At 36.7% G+C, this 20,009-nt stretch carries 17 protein-coding genes and 3 tRNA genes; 15 read left to right on the forward strand and 5 right to left on the reverse strand.

Annotated elements, in window-relative coordinates; genetic code table 11:
- Positions 1–164: 164 nt before the first annotated feature.
- The 4 genes from G8E00_RS14000 (at position 165) to G8E00_RS14015 (ending at position 2,613) form a co-directional block, all read left to right on the forward strand.
- Complete coding sequence (locus G8E00_RS14000) at positions 165–2,006, forward strand: long-chain-acyl-CoA synthetase (RefSeq protein ID WP_166225557.1); 1,842 nt, start codon at positions 165–167, stop codon at positions 2,004–2,006.
- A 130-nt stretch (positions 2,007–2,136) separates the two neighbouring features.
- Positions 2,137–2,212, forward strand: a tRNA-Lys gene (locus tag G8E00_RS14005).
- 19 nt (positions 2,213–2,231) lie between these two features.
- Positions 2,232–2,307: transfer RNA gene (locus tag G8E00_RS14010), tRNA-Lys, on the forward strand.
- Between the two features lie 230 nt (positions 2,308–2,537).
- Positions 2,538–2,613 (forward strand) — tRNA-Lys (locus tag G8E00_RS14015).
- 98 nt (positions 2,614–2,711) lie between these two features.
- Here the strand turns inward: G8E00_RS14015 and G8E00_RS14020 are convergent.
- A complete protein-coding gene (locus G8E00_RS14020; RefSeq protein ID WP_227591374.1) occupies positions 2,712–3,353 on the reverse strand; it encodes a hypothetical protein in 642 nt (213 codons plus the stop codon).
- Positions 3,354–3,644: 291 nt separating this feature from the next.
- Between G8E00_RS14020 and G8E00_RS14025 the strand changes: the two genes are divergently transcribed.
- Positions 3,645–3,899, forward strand: coding sequence for a PspC domain-containing protein (locus G8E00_RS14025; RefSeq protein WP_166011059.1), 255 nt, complete (start codon positions 3,645–3,647; stop codon positions 3,897–3,899).
- 128 nt (positions 3,900–4,027) lie between these two features.
- Here the strand turns inward: G8E00_RS14025 and G8E00_RS14030 are convergent, their stop codons facing one another.
- Positions 4,028–4,447, reverse strand: a complete 420-nt coding sequence (locus tag G8E00_RS14030; RefSeq protein ID WP_166011061.1) for a lysozyme inhibitor LprI family protein — start codon at positions 4,445–4,447, stop codon at positions 4,028–4,030.
- 234 nt (positions 4,448–4,681) lie between these two features.
- On the reverse strand, positions 4,682–5,794 hold the full coding sequence (locus G8E00_RS14035) for an HPP family protein (RefSeq protein ID WP_406741441.1): 1,113 nt from the start codon (positions 5,792–5,794) through the stop codon (positions 4,682–4,684).
- Positions 5,795–5,945: 151 nt separating this feature from the next.
- Between G8E00_RS14035 and G8E00_RS14040 the strand changes: the two genes are divergently transcribed.
- Together G8E00_RS14040 and G8E00_RS14045 are read left to right on the forward strand one after the other, a co-directional pair.
- On the forward strand, positions 5,946–6,728 hold the full coding sequence (locus G8E00_RS14040; RefSeq protein ID WP_166225562.1) for a sulfite exporter TauE/SafE family protein: 783 nt from the start codon (positions 5,946–5,948) through the stop codon (positions 6,726–6,728).
- Between the two features lie 81 nt (positions 6,729–6,809).
- Entirely contained in the window at positions 6,810–8,219 is a 1,410-nt protein-coding gene (locus G8E00_RS14045; protein ID WP_166225565.1) for an SLC13 family permease, read from the forward strand.
- A 57-nt stretch (positions 8,220–8,276) separates the two neighbouring features.
- On the opposite strand, the gene G8E00_RS14050 is transcribed toward G8E00_RS14045, so the two are convergent.
- A complete protein-coding gene (locus G8E00_RS14050) occupies positions 8,277–9,524 on the reverse strand; it encodes a glutaminyl-peptide cyclotransferase (RefSeq protein WP_166225568.1) in 1,248 nt (415 codons plus the stop codon).
- 283 nt (positions 9,525–9,807) lie between these two features.
- On the opposite strand from G8E00_RS14050, the gene G8E00_RS14055 reads away from it, so the two are divergent.
- A complete protein-coding gene (locus G8E00_RS14055) occupies positions 9,808–10,098 on the forward strand; it encodes a hypothetical protein (protein WP_166225571.1) in 291 nt (96 codons plus the stop codon).
- A gap of 74 nt (positions 10,099–10,172) precedes the next feature.
- Here G8E00_RS14055 and G8E00_RS14060 read toward each other — a convergent pair whose 3' ends face one another.
- A complete protein-coding gene (locus tag G8E00_RS14060; protein WP_166225574.1) occupies positions 10,173–10,952 on the reverse strand; it encodes a tetratricopeptide repeat protein in 780 nt (259 codons plus the stop codon).
- A gap of 1,262 nt (positions 10,953–12,214) precedes the next feature.
- On the opposite strand from G8E00_RS14060, the gene glyQ reads away from it, so the two are divergent.
- The 7 genes from glyQ to G8E00_RS14095 all read left to right on the forward strand — a co-directional run bounded on the left by glyQ (position 12,215) and on the right by G8E00_RS14095 (position 19,809).
- Positions 12,215–13,198, forward strand: coding sequence for a glycine--tRNA ligase subunit alpha (gene glyQ / locus G8E00_RS14065; protein WP_166011077.1), 984 nt, complete (start codon positions 12,215–12,217; stop codon positions 13,196–13,198).
- Positions 13,198–15,297 (forward strand): glycine--tRNA ligase subunit beta, encoded by a 2,100-nt coding sequence (gene glyS, locus G8E00_RS14070; protein WP_166225577.1) that lies wholly within the window; start codon positions 13,198–13,200, stop codon positions 15,295–15,297. The genes glyQ and glyS overlap by 1 nt, the downstream gene beginning before the upstream one ends.
- Before the next feature lie 428 nt (positions 15,298–15,725).
- Entirely contained in the window at positions 15,726–16,391 is a 666-nt protein-coding gene (locus G8E00_RS14075; protein ID WP_166011080.1) for a serine acetyltransferase, read from the forward strand.
- Positions 16,391–17,119: an alanine--tRNA ligase-related protein gene (locus G8E00_RS14080; protein WP_166225580.1), complete on the forward strand. Its 729-nt coding sequence runs from the start codon at positions 16,391–16,393 to the stop codon at positions 17,117–17,119. Before G8E00_RS14075 ends, G8E00_RS14080 begins: the two co-directional genes overlap by 1 nt.
- Positions 17,103–18,299: an MFS transporter gene (locus G8E00_RS14085; RefSeq protein WP_166225583.1), complete on the forward strand. Its 1,197-nt coding sequence runs from the start codon at positions 17,103–17,105 to the stop codon at positions 18,297–18,299. The genes G8E00_RS14080 and G8E00_RS14085 overlap by 17 nt, the downstream gene beginning before the upstream one ends.
- Positions 18,286–19,155, forward strand: coding sequence for a pyridoxal-phosphate dependent enzyme (locus tag G8E00_RS14090; protein WP_166225586.1), 870 nt, complete (start codon positions 18,286–18,288; stop codon positions 19,153–19,155). The genes G8E00_RS14085 and G8E00_RS14090 overlap by 14 nt, the downstream gene beginning before the upstream one ends.
- A gap of 255 nt (positions 19,156–19,410) precedes the next feature.
- Entirely contained in the window at positions 19,411–19,809 is a 399-nt protein-coding gene (locus G8E00_RS14095) for a hypothetical protein (protein WP_166225589.1), read from the forward strand.
- Positions 19,810–20,009 lie beyond the last annotated feature (200 nt).

Genomic DNA, 20,009 nt, shown 5'->3' on the forward strand with positions numbered 1-20,009 from the left:
CTAGGTTTTTTTGTTATGTTGTGTATGACTTTGTCTGATTTCGATAAAAATAAAGTGAGTTTGATTTTTTAATACCATAAAGTGCATATAAAAATGCAAATTCCGATAAAATTAAAGACAAGTCCCCTAATTTTGAATGGAAAATGACAACAAATAGGATTGATATGAGCCAACCCCAACACAGTGATCTGATTCGATTAGTAGATGTTGCCAAACGTTTACCAAAACTTGCCGTTAAACTCCCAAATATCGCGATGGGTTTGTCACAAGCTTATTTAAGAACCCCAAAAACTCCAGCTGGTCTTGCTTTGGCATTTGAACGTGCAGTTAAACGCAATCCAAAAGGTACAGCGTTGCTATTTGAAGAGCAAAAATATAGCTATACTGAACTTAATGAATGGGCAAACCAGATCGCACACCTCTATCTTGATCAAGGTGTAAAAAAGGGTGATGTCATTGCGGTAATTATTGAAAACCGTTCAGAACTTGTAGCAACAACTTTAGCTCTGGCTAAAATTGGGGTGATTGCAGCACTTGTTAATACCTCTCAAACAGGTAAAGTGCTTACACATAGTGTGAATCTAGTTAAACCTGTTGCGGTCATTGTCGGTGAAGAATGTCGAAAAGCTGTAGATACTGTACGAGATAGCCTGTCAGTTGCTCAAGATCAATTCTATTGGTTTGCTGACCAGCAAACACGTCAAGATGCGGGCGAAGAACCCAAACAGTACACTAACCTCGCAAAGAAAATTAAAGAATATTCAAAAGATAACCCTAACGAGACTCATCATGTCGCAGGTCAAGATGGCTTATTCTATATTTATACCTCTGGAACGACAGGTCTGCCGAAAGCCGTTATTTTCTCAAATAGCCGCTGGATGCTTGCATATGGTACGTATGGGCATGTACTCAATCTAAATAAAGACGATGTCATGTATGTCACCCTTCCGCTGTATCATGCAACAGGGATGGTCGTATGTTGGTGTGGTGTCATCGCAGGAAGTAGTGCACTGGCGATTCGCCGTAAATTCTCAACCTCTTGCTTCTGGACAGATGTTCAAAAACATAATGCTTCAGCCATTGGCTATGTGGGTGAACTTTGCCGTTACCTCATGGATGCTCCAGAGAGCCCGAATGACCGTAAACACCGTGTCACCAAGATGATTGGGAATGGTATGCGCCCTAACATTTGGGATGGCTTTAAACAACGATTTGGCATAGAGGAAGTATTAGAGTTATATGCATCGAGTGAAGGCAATGTCGGCTTTTCCAATGTCTTTAACTTTAACAATACTGTCGGCTTCTCCCCTGTTCCATTTTCGATTATTCAATACGATAAAGAAAAAGACCAACCGGTACGTGACAGCAAAGGTCATTGCATCAAAGTCAAAAAAGGTGAAACAGGTTTATTGATTGGGAAAATTACGCACCGGAGCCCATTTGATGGCTATACCGACCCTGAAAAAAATAAATCATCGATTATGCATGACGTGTTTAAAAAAGGTGACTCATACTTCAATACGGGTGACTTAGTCCGTGATATCGGTTTTCGTCATGCTCAATTTGTCGACCGCTTAGGTGATACTTTCCGCTGGAAAGGTGAAAATGTATCCACCACTGAAGTTGAAAACATTTGCAGTGACTATGAAAAAATTTCAGAAGCTGTGGTATATGGTGTAGAAATACCCAACACCAATGGTCGTGCAGGTATGGCTGCGATCACATTAAAAGAAAACACCACACTAGATGATGAAGATTTAGTCAAAATGGCAGCGGCTTTTAAAAGTGAATTGCCGCCGTATGCTGTTCCAGTCTTTTTACGTGTTCAAGAAAAGATCGAAACCACAGGAACTTTTAAATATCAAAAGAGCAAATTGAAAGAAGAAGCATTTTATCCAGACAAAACTTCTGACCGCTTGCTCATTTTATTACCTAATTCAGATCGCTATTGTGACATTACACCTGAAATTTTAAGCAATATTGAACACTACAAATATCGTTTTTAAGGTGAAATAGTACATTTTTTGGCTATAAAACACGAAATCGTGTTATTTCTAGCCAAACGTAACAAAGAATTAGATTTTTTACTTGCGCTCGTCAGATAACTTGCTAAAATACGCAACATCAAAACGAGATGGGTCGTTAGCTCAGCTGGTAGAGCAGCGGACTTTTAATCCGTTGGTCCCGCGTTCGAATCGCGGACGACCCACCACTTATTTTGAAACCCCTATGGGTCGTTAGCTCAGCTGGTAGAGCAGCGGACTTTTAATCCGTTGGTCCCGCGTTCGAATCGCGGACGACCCACCAAATTCTTAAAAAAGCCTGTCAATTTGACAGGCTTTTTTTTATCTTAAAAATAATTGTAGCTTAATGTTTATGAGTTCCCTTTTTAAACATTTTATTGGTTAAAATTAAAGTTCAAGGAAATATGTAAATTTCACGATAGATTTCAATTTGTGTAAATCACTTATGCTCTTGTTTTGAAATAATTAAAATACTTGCTATGCAGGTAAACTATTATTGATTAACAAATATTTGGGTTGTTAGCTCAGTTGGTAGAGCAGTAGACTCTTAATCTATTGGTCGAGGGTTCGATCCCCTCACAACCCACCAGATTTTTACGCATGTCTAACAAAGACAGATGACAAAACAAAACCTAGAAACTGATTACAGATATTCACTGCAAGATTCCTAGCAATGCCCTCAAATGATCATTTCACTTTTTGTAAGGTGTAGTTGTGCAAAGGAATAGGATTACCTTCTGCAAAATAAGCTCGGTTTAATTCATTAAAATCGATGGTCTTTGGAATATTAAAAATTAAATTGTCTTCAGCATCTAAATTGTAAAAAAAGAATAAGCCATTTGAACGATGAATAATAATTTGTTGTTCGGATTCATCATAGGTCCAGTGATCATCAAAATAATCATTGGTTGTCGTAGAAATCTTTCCTAAATGCACAATAGTCCGATGTGCCGTACCATCTTCTAACAAGTTGAGAATAAACTCAGCATCACCTTGAGTACAATTGACGATCGGATCATTACAACTAATTTCAGTATGATATCGACCTACGAAAGGTCTCAAAGACTCTGAAATGGTTGGAACTTCCTCATTTCCCTTCGAGCTTGCTTGATTCGATCTGGATTTGCTGGCTGCATCACTGAGCCTTTGACCTTGTTCTTGCACAGTCAATGAGGAAAGGTTTTGATATTCTTGGTTTTTACGATCTTCTTCAAGGACATCCATGGAAGATTGTTGTGTGCATGAAATTAAAAGTACTGTGCTCAATAGTGTGATTAAAAAAGAAGATAACCTCCAATCTGGAAGAATTAAATTTATCGTCTTGATCAATTTATACATCCTCTCATCACAATCATACACACTCTGAGATGTCACTCCACTCATGTCAATGAAGAAGAGGAATAAGTTTTAATCCAGTGAGTTTCTTTGCCAATATACACGATGTTCTTACTTCAATTTCGTGAACTAGATCACATTAATTCAAGATGTTACATAAAATAACGTGATTTATTTTGCCAGCACTTTAAAAATATTCAATGCATCTCCATAAAATATTCATACAGTTGAGATAAATTAAATACTCAGTGTATGTCCACACTAATTGGTTTTAAGGAGACCTAGATGGCCAATGTTGGTTTATATCGCTCGAACCGCCGTAATATGATTGCTGGGGTAATGGGTGGTATTGCTGAACGCTTTGGTTGGAACGTGACTTTATTACGTATTATTTTCGTTGTCGTATCCTGTATGAGCGCAGCTTTCCCAGGTATTTTAGTATATTTAGTGTTATGGCTTGTCATGCCAAAGAAAGCACTAAATGACGACCCATTATCATCGAATTATGATCATCCAATGCGCACCGTCAATCCAAAATAAAGACCTTCGATCATCTTGGAACTTATTCATTTAAAGCTTTAAAAAAAGCTACGATCTGGATTTCAGTATCGTAGCTTTTTTAATATTTTACTTTTATTTTGGTTTTAAATCATTTTTAAAACGCCTGATTATAAATCAACATATTCACGCAGTTGATCCACACGCTTTCTATATTCTTGCATTGGACAATATGAGTACATAGGTGAACCAATAAATGTACCAGCATTGTCACATTCTTTGTCTACATATGATTTCCATAAGCGTTGAGATTTTAAAATATTCAAATAACGATCAGGCTGGCTCTCTTGCTGACTTTCTTGGCGAATTTTATCCAGAACGGTAATAATCTGTTTTTCATACACCGCTTTGGTCTCATTACTGCATGATTGAACAATGGTGTTATTGATCTTATCTAACTTTAATTTTTGTAGCGTATGATCCACGCACTGATCATAAAGATCACTTTTATCTGAAGTTGTATGAGCAAAAGAAAATTGCGTGAAAAATACAATCAAGAGTGGTATGAGTTTTCTATACAACTGTTTCATGATTTTAATCTCTAAGTCTTTAAATTATGTATTTAAAATTTAGTAAAGGACTGAAATAACATTTGTTTTATAGATCAGCTTCCTTAATCACATGTTTATATGAGATGGTGAATAATCACTTTTTCAATACATGCGTTAACATATTTTATACTGAGCATTTTAGTGATTAAATATTCATATGCAATGGGTTTCTTTGACGCAATTCTCAATTCATTGAATTTAAATCGTATATTGTTAATGCTTTTTATTCTCTAAATAAATAATGTGCTGATTTAACACAGCAATCATATCTGAACGACTCACCATTCCTACCAAGCACGCCCCTTCTACCACAGGAATATAATTAAATGACTTTTCAACAAAATATGGAATCAGATCATGTATCGGCTGTTGGGGTCTTACTGTCACCACCTGTCGCTGCATAATGTGTTTCACTTGATTTTCCCAACTCCCTCTAAGATCAATCGAGCGTTGCAACCATTCCATCACATTATACAGAGCCAATGTTCCCACAAGTTCATCTTGCTCATTAACCACAGGCAAGCTCATTAAATTCATGTGTTTAAAGACATTGAGCGCAACTTGAATATCATCGGTCTGCTTTAACCGAATCACATCTTTACTCATGATCTCTTGGCATGTGAAAGGAACATTGGCTCGTGCATTAACCTTTTCTTGCACGGCTAATATCAGTTTTTGTATGTCGTATTCACTGACATCTAAAAGTTCAGTTTGTTGCTCAAGTACATCTTGAATATCTTGAGGCTGAATCGTGACTCTTTGTGTGGGAGTTGGATCTGTAGTTCGTGTATTGACTTGCGCAACTTGAGGGTAATCCTTACCCAACAAGCGATTATAAATAATCGCAATGGCTAATAATAAAACTGAATTGAGGAGTACTGGGTAAATCACAAACTGGTAACCGAGTTCGTGTACTGAATGGCCACCCAAGACCGCTGTAATCGCTACTGCCCCACTCGGTGGATGTAAGGAATCTGTGCTCATCATCAGAATAATAGACAATGCTACAGCCACACTAAATGCTTCGGTTAAATTGGGCATATACAATGCACATGTAACCCCAATCATCGCAGCGATACTATTGCCGACTACGATATTCCAAGGCTGTGCCAGAGGGCTTGCAGGAACGGCGAATAGCAAAACCGATGAGGCCCCCATCGGAGCGATATACCATGCATTCAAATCACCCAATACCCACCAGCTGATTAGGGATGAAAGTGCCAATCCTAATAAAGCACCGATGCCACACAATAATCTTTCTTTAAACGGAAGTACTTTAAAATTAGGTTTGAGGGTATTGAGCCATTGAGAAGAAAACTGTGACACGAATAAAACCTCATGCATGGTATGTATGTTTTGAAGAATGATATAAAACTTAACCAGAGAAATCTGATTCATTTATGATTGTCAGTTCAACTAATCGGCTTTATATCAGTTATACGATTCGGAATAATAAAATTTACAAGGACTATGCAATATGCTGAAAACTGAATGGATTGCGATTTTCATCTGTGTATTTGCTGCATTATTACATGGTCTAAGTGGTTTCGGTTTTCCAATGATGAGTACCGCCGCATTGTCTACGCAATACAGTTTAAGCCAATCTGTTGCATTTGTAATTCTCCCCTGCCTTGTGCTGAATTTGTTTTTACTGAATGCCGATCCACAACGCTCCATCATCCAAAGCATCGCATATTATGGCCGCAGCTATTACCCGATTATTTCCAGCAGTATTCTGGGTAGCTTCTTGGGTGTTCGTCTTTTACTTTGGCTGAATGAAGGTTATTTAAAATTATTCATGGGTACCATACTTATTTTGTATGTACTCGATCAGTTTCGACGACAACCTTGGCAAGTCAAAACATCGACAATCAATATGATTATATTTGGTTTTTTGGCAGGAATTGTTGGTGGTGCAACCAATGCTATGGCGCCATTTTTAATGATATATTTGCTCAGCAGTCAACTCCCAAAGAAAGATATTATTATCGTTAGCAATTTAAACTTTATGGCTGGGAAACTGATTCAACTGATCATGCTTTTCCCAATTTTAATGAATTTAAATACCCATCAACATGTTTTAATTTTGCTGATCGCGATATTTGCTTTATTGGGTGTATGGACAGGACAAAAACTTCAAGTACATTTATCTCAACAGCATTTCCGTGTTTTAATTTTTGTATTACTTTTCCTTTTAGGTCTACATGCATTGTGGCAAAGTGCAAATTTATTGCAATATACGCATTCGCTCTTAAAATAGTCAATTTTCTTAAACTGTATACATCAAAATCATTTGAAGATTTAAAACGGTTCAAAATAAAAATGTCATAAAGGAATATTTATGAATGAAAATTTAGCTACCACGACAAATGCCATGCCGAAGGGTATTGCAAAAGGTTGGATCATCATTGTCATTGCTGCGCTTATATCATACGGTTTGTTTCACGTGTTGCCATATGATCTCAATGCCAATAAAGGGCTTGCGCTGCTCTGTTTTATTGGCATCTTGTGGTTAACCGAGGCAATTCACATCACTATTACCGCACTTTTAGTTCCAGTTCTGGCAGTGTTAATCGGTATGCCGATGGCCAAGGGTGATGAACTCGTCCCTATCACCACACAAGCAGCCCTGACTACATTTGCAGATCCAACAATCTTCCTATTCTTTGGCGGCTTTGCTTTAGCCACAGCATTGCATATTCAAAAGCTTGATAAGAAAATTGCCATGTGGATTATTTCTATGTCTGGCGGTCATTTGGGTATCTCTGTACTGGCGATTTTTATTGTCACTGCTTTGCTGTCGATGTGGATTTCCAATACTGCAACAGCAGCCATGATGTTGCCTCTGGCTTTAGGTTTATTGGCACATTTGGATGTTACACGTGAACGTAAAACTTTTGTGTTTATTCTGCTTGGTATTGCATATTCAGCCAGTATTGGTGGTCTAGGTACAGTTGTAGGCTCTCCTCCGAATGCTATTGCAGCCAAAGCACTTGGTTACGATTTTGCCGACTGGATGAAAATCGGACTTCCGATGATGCTGATCATTCTGCCTGCAATGCTGATTAGTCTTTATTTGGTATTACGTCCAAAGCTCAATCACAAAGTTGAATTTGTCACGGAAAATATTCCTTGGACACGCACCCGTATTGCAACTATGGCTCTGTTCTTGTCTACCGCTTTAGCATGGATTTTAAGTAAAAAATTAACTGAGTTATTGAACATCAGCCAACCTGATACTTGGATTGCCGTGCTTGCTGCCTGTCTCGTGGTTGTACTAGGCACAGCAACGTGGAAACAAGTATCTGAAAACACCGACTGGGGTGTACTTTATTTGTTTGGTGGTGGATTAACTTTAAGCGCAGTACTCAAAGATTCAGGTACTTCTTTAGTCCTCGGTCAGACTTTGGCAAATACTTTTGGAGATGCCTCTCCATTGGTGATCATTTTTGTTGTTGCGACCTTTATTATCTTCCTGACTGAATTTACCAGTAATACTGCATCTGCTGCACTTTTAGTGCCTGTGTTTGCTGCTATTGCCGATCAGATGGGAATGCCGAAGGAAATCTTGGTGATTGTCATTGGTATTGGTGCATCTTGTGCATTCATGTTACCAGTTGCAACTCCTCCAAATGCGATTGTATTTGGTACAGGACATATTCAACAGTCTGAAATGATGAAGGTCGGATTTGTGCTGAACATCATGTGTATTTTCTTGGTCTCTCTATTTGTCTACTGGTTCTTTATCTAACAACATTATTGAAACCAACTTCTAAAAAGCACGCTAAAGCGTGCTTTTTTCTTTTCATTATTTTGCTTTATTGACACCTAACCAGGTGATTTGAGCAGGAACACTATTCAGTTGAATCCGCTGTTTAACTTCTCCTGTAGCCAAATCAATTTTTAAAATTTCTTTATTTTCTGGATCACTTAAGAACACTTCATCAAGCTGACCATGTGCAATCAATTGAGACTTCGCCAATTGTACTGAATTAATCTTAAGAACTTGAGGATGAGACTTCTCTTGCCAAGTTTTTGCATCAAAAATGTGTAAAGTACCTGAGCCATCTAAGAGCACAAAATATTGACCTGTGGCGCTATAGACTTGTTTCAAACGCTGAACATCGGGTTGCTCAGACCATTTCAATTGGCGAACTGATTTTTGCGTAGCGTCGATAACAAATAAGTCAGGTGTGGTTGATGCAATACCTACTAAATTTGGAGCATTGACATTACCCAATACCGTACCAATGCGTACATTCAATGGGAGTTTAAAATCGACAAATTTTTGCCCCTGTTGTTCCACCAGTAATACACCATCTTCACAACCAAATGCGGTATAACGTTGAATGGACGATGCGCCATGCAAACTAGGGCATTCATTGACTAAAGTTTGCTCTTCATGAAAATGATCACCATGCAACTGGTAGCTTTTCACTAGACTCAGCTTGGTCGCACCGACAGGTAAATAGGTACTTAACACCATTTCTCCGCGCGGTTCTGCTACGCCATGATGCGCTAGCGGTAACTTTTGGCTAGCTACAAGCTTCTTTGTAATATCTGCATCCTTAAACACATCGAACTTTGAACCTTGCTGGTCATCACCATCATAGAAAATGGCAGATTGTCCATTGAATGAACGGTAATGCGTCGGTTTTGCACCGAACAATTGATAATTTAGAAGTTGTGGAGTTTGTTCAGCCACTATACCGTTGTTTAGACTTAATCCTGAATCGTAGAAACTCACTACCCCCTGATCACGCTCCATCAGCACGGCATAGCGATAATCTGGACTGCTATACAATCCAGACACAGCTTGTTTCAGTTGGATGTTATGAATGCTCTTTTCAAGCTTTAAATCATAAAGGTTTAAATTCGGTCGATCAGTGTTGTCATCTACGATTACCAATCGTCCTTCTGTATTTAAGCTTTGTTCAGGTTGTGGCTTAGGTTCAGATGGTGTTGATGTAGATGAATCTGATGATCCATCACCACCACATGCGACCAATACCATACTTGCCATCAATATACTCAAAAGCGGTTGTCTTTTTTTCATGTCATATTTCACTCTTGTTGTTGTGCTTACAGCAAAAAAAGGGTTCAATCAACTTTATCGATTTGATTGTTGTTATGTTATAACATAACAACAATAAGATATCAGATTAGTTTTCCAACAAGTGTGTAATGAAATTAGAAAAGTTTGAAATATGATAAAGTTAACACTTTAGAAACCGATGGATGGTGTAATACTCATTATCATACAGATAAAGAACATACTTACAGACAGCAAAAACAGTTAAAATAATCAGAGATAAGACTAGTAAAATTAATAAAACATTATGAGAAAAATTAAATATGAAGACCATTTAGAAAGTTTAGGTCTGTGCGAATGCCTAATCCCCTTGATCCAATTTGAAGTCAAGCAAGGTAATAAAATTATGGGATATGACACCAATGGAGGCTGGCCTGAAAAAGGGAGCCATTTAATTTATTTAAGACAACAACTACATTTAAAACATCCTGACTTTCCTCAGCACCCAAACGTCAATGCTATGATCAATCGAGACATACACTGCAACTGGAAAACAGATGCGTATTGTAATTTTCATCATCATTTAATTATTGGATGAACTAATGATGAATGCGCCTAAAGAAAACGACTTATTTGAAATTCGGATTTTACTTCGAAGCTACCTCAATACAACTATAAACACGTATTGGGATAAGTCTCTTTAACAGCCAACTTAGAGTCAAATACTGGCTGAATAGGAATTTCATCTGTTCTGAAATAGCACTTCTCTCTCCATTTCATGGCTTCTTCTTCGTCTTTAGGCAATCCATTTAAACCATGATAATAATTTTGAAACATATTCTCTAAGGCATTTGAATATCCTAAATTTGCTGATTTCACATACCATTCCGTAGAAACTTTCCCATTTTTCTCTACACCTAGCCCTCGCTGGTACAACACACCTATATTATTCATAGCAGCTGGATTGCCCTGCTCTACAGCCTTTTCATACCAATATTTAGCTTTTTGATAATCTGTTTCTGTACCTAATCCTGAATGATAATATTCACCAAGTCTAAACTGCGCATCAGCATTACCAAGCTCAGCAGATTCTTTCAGTAGTCTAAAAATTTCAGGGTATAATTCAGGGTTATGCTTATATTGATAAAGTCTTGCTAAATTTAATTTTGCTAAAGGACTTCCTTGCTGAGCAGATTTTTTAAACAACTTTTCAATTTCTAACTCTTTTTTTGAGGGTTGATCATCCTCAGCTAGGTGTCTATCCTTAAAACTGTCATGAATATTCTTATAATACAGTAAGGCAGCATAACGGTTTAGCTCATCACCTTTCAGTTCTTGAGTCTTATAATGATAAGTCGCTAAGAGATAATTCGAGTTGTTCTTTACGTAACTACCAATATAAAAAATGACAAAAGCAAATAGAACCAAAGCATAATATTTTTTGTAATTCATAGCATTCTTAGTTAATTTTTTTTATATTTTATACATTTTCGAAGATTGTAACAGTTTTTATTTTGTTATTTTTATACACTTTTACTCGACAATAAATAAATATAAAATTAGATTCACCTAATAAAATTTATAAGCTATTCGATATGAAAAAAATACATTCAACAATTAAATTTCAACCCAAATTAGCATTAATTATTAGCCCATTAATTCCAATTTCATTATTTATGCTGTATTTCCTACTGAGAGGCTCTTTTGAGTTAGATATTTTACAAATTGTGGGTACATTTGCTGGAATCTATTTCATCATTCTTTTTCCTGCTCTACTCAAATTATGCAATATACTCATAACCAAAAATCTTTTTATATTTCCTTTCATGTGGCTAGGAGCGCATATCACATTAGCACTCATCTACTTTTTTATGACGATTCTCAAGAATATTCATCGTAGCGATCCTATATTTGAATATGTTGGTTCAATTATTTGGCATAATGTTTTTTCAATCTCCATGTTGATTATTAGTTGTATTCTCGCTCTACTTTTTTGGTCGATAGCTTCACTTATACCTAAATTAAAAGCAAAAAAAATATCAAACAACTTAACTTGAGCAATGTAAACACTGCTGAAACTATTGAAGAATTCTCTCCAACGAATTCCCCTAGGTTTCAGCGAAGCGTTTCATATTGAATGATTCTTCATAATAATTTACAAATACCATTAGCCCAAAATACATCTTAACCATTTTATTTTAAATGAAAAATTTTAAAATCACTACATTTCAATTGGGTTCTACCCTCCTAATAGCACCAATACCATATTTAATATTTCTGATTTATTTCTATAAGGAATTTTTTTATGAAGCAAGTGTTCTACAAGCACTTATGAGCTTCGCAAGCATTTTTAGCGTCTTTATCGTGATCTATATTTTAATTTGCTGCCCGATATTTTATATAATTTGCCTAAAACTGATAAAGCACGATAGCTTCAATCCCCTTACAATCCTTATCGTTACTACACTCATCACGGCTTTGTATTATTTGTACGCATTTTTAGTCACAAGTTCAAATACACAATCAGACTTAATCTATTTCCCTCCACTCTATATCTTTAGTGTTCTAAATGTACTAGGTTTCCTTAGCGCGCTACATTTTTTTCATTTTTCAAATCTTAAATTAAACGATAAAAACTAAGTAGAGGCTTTGCCACTCCTCTGTAAAATCCTTATACTTAGAGCCAATTTTTTTCTAATTTTAAGTGGATGACCATGAGTCGCGCCATATCGCATATTGATACCTTCCAAGGCTTAATTCTTGCCTTACAAAACTACTGGGCTGAACAAGGTTGCGTCGTATTGCAACCATACGACATGGAAATGGGCGCAGGGACATTCCACACTGCAACATTCCTACGTGCGCTTGGTCCAGAAACTTGGAATGCCGCTTACGTTCAACCATCACGTCGTCCGAAAGATGGTCGTTATGGCGAAAACCCAAACCGTTTGCAACACTACTACCAATTCCAAGTCGTGCTTAAGCCAAACCCAGACAACATTCAACAGTTGTACCTTGACTCGCTTAAAGCGATTGGTATTGATCCGTTGGTACACGACATTCGTTTCGTAGAAGACAACTGGGAATCTCCAACACTGGGTGCTTGGGGATTAGGTTGGGAAGTTTGGCTCAACGGTATGGAAGTGACTCAGTTCACTTACTTCCAACAAGTGGGCGGTGTTGAATGCTACCCAGTGACAGGTGAAATCACTTACGGTCTTGAACGTCTTGCAATGTACTTGCAAGGTGTAGACTCAGTTTACGATTTGGTTTGGACCAAAGGTCAATTCGGTACTGTGACTTATGGCGATGTGTTCCATCAAAATGAAGTCGAACAATCAACGTATAACTTTGAATATGCACCAGTCGACAAAATGTTTGAACTCTTCGACTTCTACGAAGCTGAAGCGACTCGATTAATTGAAGCTGAGCTTCCACTGCCTGCTTATGAGCAAGTGATCAAAGCTTCACACAGCTTTAACTTGTTAGATGCACGTGGTGCAATCTCGGTAACTGAACGTCAACGTTACATTTTACGTGTACGTACTTTGGCACGTTCGATTGCACAAAGTTACGTGGCTGCTCGTGCGAAACTTGGTTTCCCTATGGCAGAACCAGCTTTACGTGATGAAGTTTTAGCACAGTTAAAAGCACAAGTTGAAGCGGAAGCAAAAGTTGAATCTAAGGAGAGCAAATAATGTCTAAACATACAGTATTGTTCGAATTAGGCTGTGAAGAACTTCCGCCAAAAAGCTTAAAAAAATTACGTGATGCTTTAAAAGTTGAAACTGAAAAAGGCTTAAAAGATGCAGGTCTTGCATTCGACTCAATCGAAGCGTATGCAGCACCTCGTCGTCTTGCGCTTAAAATCGTAAACGTTGATGGTGCGCAAGCAGACACTCAAAAACGTTTCGATGGCCCTGCAAAACAAGCAGCGTTTGATGCGGAAGGTAAACCAACTAAAGCTTTAGAAGGCTTTATGCGTGGTCAAGGTATCACTGTAGATCAAATCTCAACTTTCCAAGCAGGTAAAGTTGAGAAAGTGTGCTACTTAAAAGACGTGAAAGGTCAAAGCCTTGACGTGCTTTTACCACAAATTTTACAAAATGCTTTGGACAACCTTCCAATTGCAAAACGTATGCGTTCTGCGGCAAGCCGTAATGAATTTGTACGTCCTGTAAAATGGATGGTATTACTTAAAGATACAGAAGTGCTTCCTGCCACCATTCAAGGTTTAACTTCAGGTGTTAAAACTGAGCAAGGTTTTGTAACTGGACGATATAGTTTAGGACATCGTTTCCATCATCCAGATATGGTTGAAATTAAGCATCCTGATGAATATCTTGATGCCTTACGTCAAGCATATGTAATTGCTAACTTTGAAGAGCGTCAAGCGATCATTGATGGTCAAGTAAAAGCGTTGGCTGATGAAGTGAATGCCATTGCGATTGTTCCAAGTGACCTTCGTGACGAAGTGACTGCGCTTGTTGAATGGCCTGTTGCGCTTCGTGCAAGCTTTGAAGAACGCTTCCTTGCTGTTCCTCAAGAAGCACTCATCACCACCATGCAGGACAACCAAAAGTACTTCTGTTTAGTGAATAGCGATAACAAACTTCAACCTTACTTCATTACGGTGTCAAACATTGAGTCGAAAGATCCGACACAAATTATTGAAGGTAACGAGAAAGTGGTTCGTCCACGTTTGTCGGATGCTGAATTCTTCTTCTTACAAGACCAAAAACAACCACTTGCTTCTCGTAAAGAGAAATTGGCAAACATGGTCTTCCAAGCAGAACTCGGTACGCTTTGGGACAAATCGACACGTATTGCAAAATTGGCTGTTGCTTTAGCGCCAATTACAGGTGCAAAAGCAGAAGATGCTGAAAAAGCTGCTCTTCTTGCGAAATGTGACTTAACCTCTGAGCTTGTGGGTGAATTCCCAGAACTTCAAGGTATTGCAGGAACTTACTACGCACGTCTTGAAGGCGAAAATGATGAAGTTGCTGAGTCTTTAGGTGAGCAATATTTACCTAAATTCGCAGGTGATGTTTTACCGAAAACCAAAACAGGTACAACCATTGCCCTTGCCGACCGTTTAGACACACTCACAGGTATTTTTGGTATTGGTCAAGCGCCTACAGGTTCTAAAGACCCGTTTGCACTACGTCGTTCTGCCATTGGTATTTTACGTCTTGTGACTGAAAATGAGCTTGATGTGTCGATTGAAGACCTTATTAAGCTTGCACTTGCTGCGTACGGCGATGTATTGAAAGACCACGACAAGACTTTAAACGATGCTGTTGCATTCTTAGAAGGTCGTTACCGTGCCAAATACGAAGACCAGGGCGTTGCGGTTGATGTGATTCAAGCGGTTCAAGCGTTGTCACCAAAATCTCCGCTTGATTTTGACAAGCGTGTAAATGCGGTGAATCACTTCCGTGCATTGCCTGAAGCTGCTGCGCTTGCTGCTGCGAATAAGCGTGTTGCGAATATCTTAGCAAAAGAAGCTGAGCCTACAGGTGATGTAGTTGAAGCAAACTTGGTTGAAGATGCTGAGAAAGCATTATTCGCTGAACTTGCGAAAATCACGCCTGAAGTTGAGCCGTTATTTGCTGCAAAAGACTACACTGCTGCCTTGTCTAAGCTTGCTGCTTTACGTGCACCAGTCGATGCCTTCTTTGAAGGCGTGATGGTCATGGCAGATGATGCTGAACTGAAAGCAAACCGTTTACGTTTACTTGCTCAGCTTCGTGACTTGTTTACCAAAGTGGCTGATATTTCGGTGTTACAGCACTAATTATTAAACATTAAAAAAACCCGCTTTAGAGCGGGTTTTTTATTATGACTATGTAATTAAAAGAATAATGAACTCAAACCTCATTAAGTTAGTTGAAATATCCTTACCCACTATTAAGATCTAAATATATTAAATTGATGTTAAATGGGTATTTTCAGCATAATAATTTATAAAACAAAAACAATTTTAAATCGATATTAATGAAAATTTAATTTTTTTACATGAAATAAGAACATAAATTAAGGTGATTTAAAAAAATATTTATATTTATAAATCAGAATCTTAATAAAGAACATTGATTATATTATGTGAATTTAAGTAATTTTTTTATGTGAATTGTTAAGTTTAAATTAAAGTCATTGTTATATCATCTGTTTATTATTTAATCTCATATCTTTATCTCATTAAGTAAAAAGGGACTACAAAAAATGCTTATCGAGGTCCACGAATTAAAAAAGATAATCAATGCTCAGGTTCAAGCAGCATTATGGGAGTGCTGTCATCCGAACTTTGCAAATGATGTTTCAGATGATGCTAAATATTCTTTATTGATTGATCAAATCTTTGAAGATGCTGCTGCATATTGTAAAAAGGATCCAGCCTCAAGAAATTGTATCGCCAGTATTTTACAAACTTACACATCCTTCAAAGCAATCCTGCACTATCGCATTGCACATTTCATTCATAAACATTCAAATTCTATAGACAAGGAGCATTACGCTCTATTCATATCTAATCGTGGAAAAATACTATCTGGTGCTGAACTTCATTACAAATGTGAAATTGGTAAGAATTTTGTTTTAGACCATGGTTACGGAACAGTGATTGGTGAAACCAGCGTCATTGGAAGTGATTGCTATATTTTAGGTGGGGTAGTTTTAGGTGCAACAGGTATTGCAAATAACGCGATTGGTAGAAGACACCCTAAAGTTGGAAATAATGTCGAAATAGGTGCATTCAGCCGAATTTTTGGAGATGTAGAAATTGGCAATAATGTGTTTATCGGTCCTAATTGTGTCGTTTTAGAAGATGTCCCTACTGGCTACAGAATCATCACCAAAACATCGAATCAAATTATGCGGAGTATAATGTAATGCTTGAAACGATGAATGAGTACTATGACAATTACTTTAAATTTAATGGTAAATCCAAAATAATCCGAATCGAAAATAATAAATTATATTTTGATAAAACAATTTTTTATGCTGAAAGTGGTGGTCAAGAAAGTGATCTTGGACTGGTTAAACTAAATGATGTGGAACTCAATATTAGCAATGTGCAATATGAAAAAGAAAATGGACTTTGGAAAACAGCACACTATGTAGAAACTGAAGAAGATCTGAATCAATATTTTCAAGTTAATGATGAAATCAATTTAGTGTTAAACACAGATCGTAGAAACAATTTATCAGCCTACCATACCGCCTCTCACCTACTTTTCATTGCCGCTGAAAAAGTCAGAAATGGAATTCAAAAGAGTGTCATTGGCTGTCATATCAAAGAAGACAGTGCCCGATTTGATTTCATCACCGATCTCAAATTTACAGAAGATGAATTAAACATCATCGCAAATCATGTAAATAGTATGATTTCCAACCAATTAAATATTCGCACATTTCTCAAAAATGAAGCCACCAATGAAAGAGTCTGGGAATGCGATGGTTTTGAAATTCCTTGTGGTGGTACTCATTTAACCAATACAGGTTTTCTAGAACCCTTAAAAGTAAAAAGAAAAGGAATTGGAAAAGGCAAAGAACGTCTGATTTGCATAAGTAGTCAAGACAATATTATTCATGGAGAACTTGGTGCGCACATTACCTAATTACATTTACTTTTTACTCATTGGTCAGGGGATTAATTTAATTACTGCAGTGCTTTCAGTTACTGTCGCCGCCATTGTAGGTTTAAGCCTTGCTCCAGAATCAAGTTATGCAACCATACCCTATGGTTTGCAGTTTTTTGCGATATTAATCAGTACAATTATTTTTTCTAATTTAATGAAAAAATTTGGACGATATTTTGTTTTTATTATCGGTATCTTTTTTTTGTTTGCATCGGGTATTAGTGGGTTCTTAGCAATTACTCAAAGTCAATTTGTACTTTTATGTTTAAGTCATTTCCTGTTAGGGCTGTTTATATCAACTGCAAATTTTTATCGATTTGCGGCTACCGATGGCTTGGCGTCTGAACTCATCCCTAAAGCAACTTCTATGGTCATTTCTGGTGGTGTGATAGCTGCCATTATTGCTCCTTTACTGGCAATCAAGTTTGAAAAAATTGGGCAATATCCTCACTATTCATTCATCTACTTAATTCTAAGTGCTTTATCAATTATTTTATTCTTTGTGATTTATTTATGGCATAAATCTTCATCTCAAAATCGTCTTCAAGTTGACACCGAAAAACCTAAATCCGTCAGTATTTCTTATACACCTGAAACAAGAAAAATTATTTTGATCGGAATCATTGGTGGCGCATTAGGTTACTACTTAATGAACTTGATGATGATCGTTTCGTCCTTACATTTAAAGGTAAATCACTCATTCCACTACGCTTCATTTGCAATTCAATTGCATGTGTTAGCCATGTTTCTGCCTTCATTTATTGTGCCTAAATTGATTAAACATATCGGCAGTGTTCGAATCATTACGCTAGGATTCTTACTAATTTCTCTTTCATCTTTGCTACCAATTATTTTTGATCGTTCAGTATTTATCAATATTTCGCTCATTATTCTTGGGATTGGTTGGAACTTTGCGTATTCAGGAGGATCAACACTTATTGGAAGCTTGCAAAGTGAAGACAGAATAAAAATTCAGGGACTCAGCGAAACTGCAGTGGCCTTTTTTGCAACATTAGGTGCTTTTCTTCCAGCACCAATTTTAAATCATTTTGGTTGGATCAATACCAATCTAATTTCAATGATTATGTCTTTAAGCATCGTCATTATCATTTTTCTATTGATTTATTATTATGAAAGGAGAAATCATGAAATTCACTGAATTATTGAATGTGACTGAAAATATATTGGTCAAAATGGAAATGAATAATATTTCTGGAAGTCATAAATATAGAGCAGCGAATTATATTATTGAAACAGGCATCAATAATAATTTAATTCATAAAGATACAACTATTATTGAAAAAACTGGAGGCAATTTTGGCTTTGGTTTATTGGCCGCATGTTTAAAAAGAAATATATCGGTTGAATTGGCGATTGGTTTGAATTTTAGTCAAGAAAAGAAAGACAAATTACAAAAGCTAGGTGCACGATTAATCGGTCAAGAAATGCTTGAAGCTGGAAAAACGCCAAAAGAAGTTGTGGAATGGCATCTAAATCACCAACAAAAACTTGGTAAAAATTATTTTTATACAGATCAATTCAATAATTCAGGTAGTTATCTATCTCATTTAGAAACGGGTAATGAAATCTCAATACAACTAAAACAAGATTATCCTCAAGTCAAAGAGTTAATTTTTGTGGGATGTGCTGGAACGGGTGCTAGTTTTACAGGCGTTTCAGAAGCCTTGATTAAAAATGGCTATAAACTTAAAACAGTATTAGTAGAACCCTCTGGCTGTGATAGTAAAAATAATGTATTCACCCCTCATAATTTAGAAGGGATGAGCGTTGGAGTATGCCCTCCATTTTTAAAATGGAATCAGATTGATATGATTTATCATGTTGCTGATCATGAAATCAACGAAGTAAAAAAAGAAATCTTTAGTTCACATGGCGTGCTTGTCGGGAATACATCTGCTGCGTGCTATAAAGCAGCTAGTAGTTTTCAAGATCAGTGCAACCCATCCAGAAAGATCCTCACTTTCTTTTATGATAGTGGCATTTGGTATAAGTAATAATTTCGATTACCCAATTTTCTTTATTCAATATACAACTAGATTAATTTTTGCAAAGATTAATCTATTCTAATTACTTCATCATATTAATAATTTTATATTTGTTTAAATATCATTATCTTGTATTATTTTAAATCTAAATTAAGCATTTGATATCTTTGTTAAAACTGGTTTATTCTATCTGAATATATGTAGTCAAACATTTATGTATTCCATATACTTAACATTCAAATTCATCTAACAGCACAAATTGTTATGAAATTCCAAACCCTCTGCATCATCGCTTTTACAGCACTTTCTCTTAGCGCCTGCACCCTCTCCCCAAAAAACCAATCTACAGATCCTGCTGCATTTGTCATTGAACAGCACAAAGACATAGATGCTGAGCCTAAAACCAAACACAACGTCGCACAATTACTCAAACATGGTGATTATTGCGATATTGAATTCACTGCTTACTTACATACAGGCACAGCAACCGAACACTGGATTTTCAAAGATGAACGTTTACTCTCAGCATTTACCCTAATTGATACTGAAGTGCAGAAAAAACAAATCATTTTTGATCCAAGCCAAGAGCACCCTCAAGCCAACTTCAAAGCACTTAAAAGTAATTTCTCAAATGAAAACCTAGAGCAGTGCAACTTTAAATAAAACCATGTTTATTTAAAAAACTGCAATAACTGAAAAAACGGCATTTGTCGTTTTTTCATGACAAAATTACAAAGCATTAAACTTGTAAAGTACAACAACACCATACTTTTAAAAATTTATATAAAACAAAAATCTATTTAAATCTCTATTTTTACCTTTTTCACAAGACTCACCACTATGTAACATCAACGTTGCATGCC

Source organism: Acinetobacter shaoyimingii, from assembly GCF_011578045.1.
Classification (GTDB): Bacteria; Pseudomonadota; Gammaproteobacteria; order Pseudomonadales; family Moraxellaceae; genus Acinetobacter; species Acinetobacter shaoyimingii.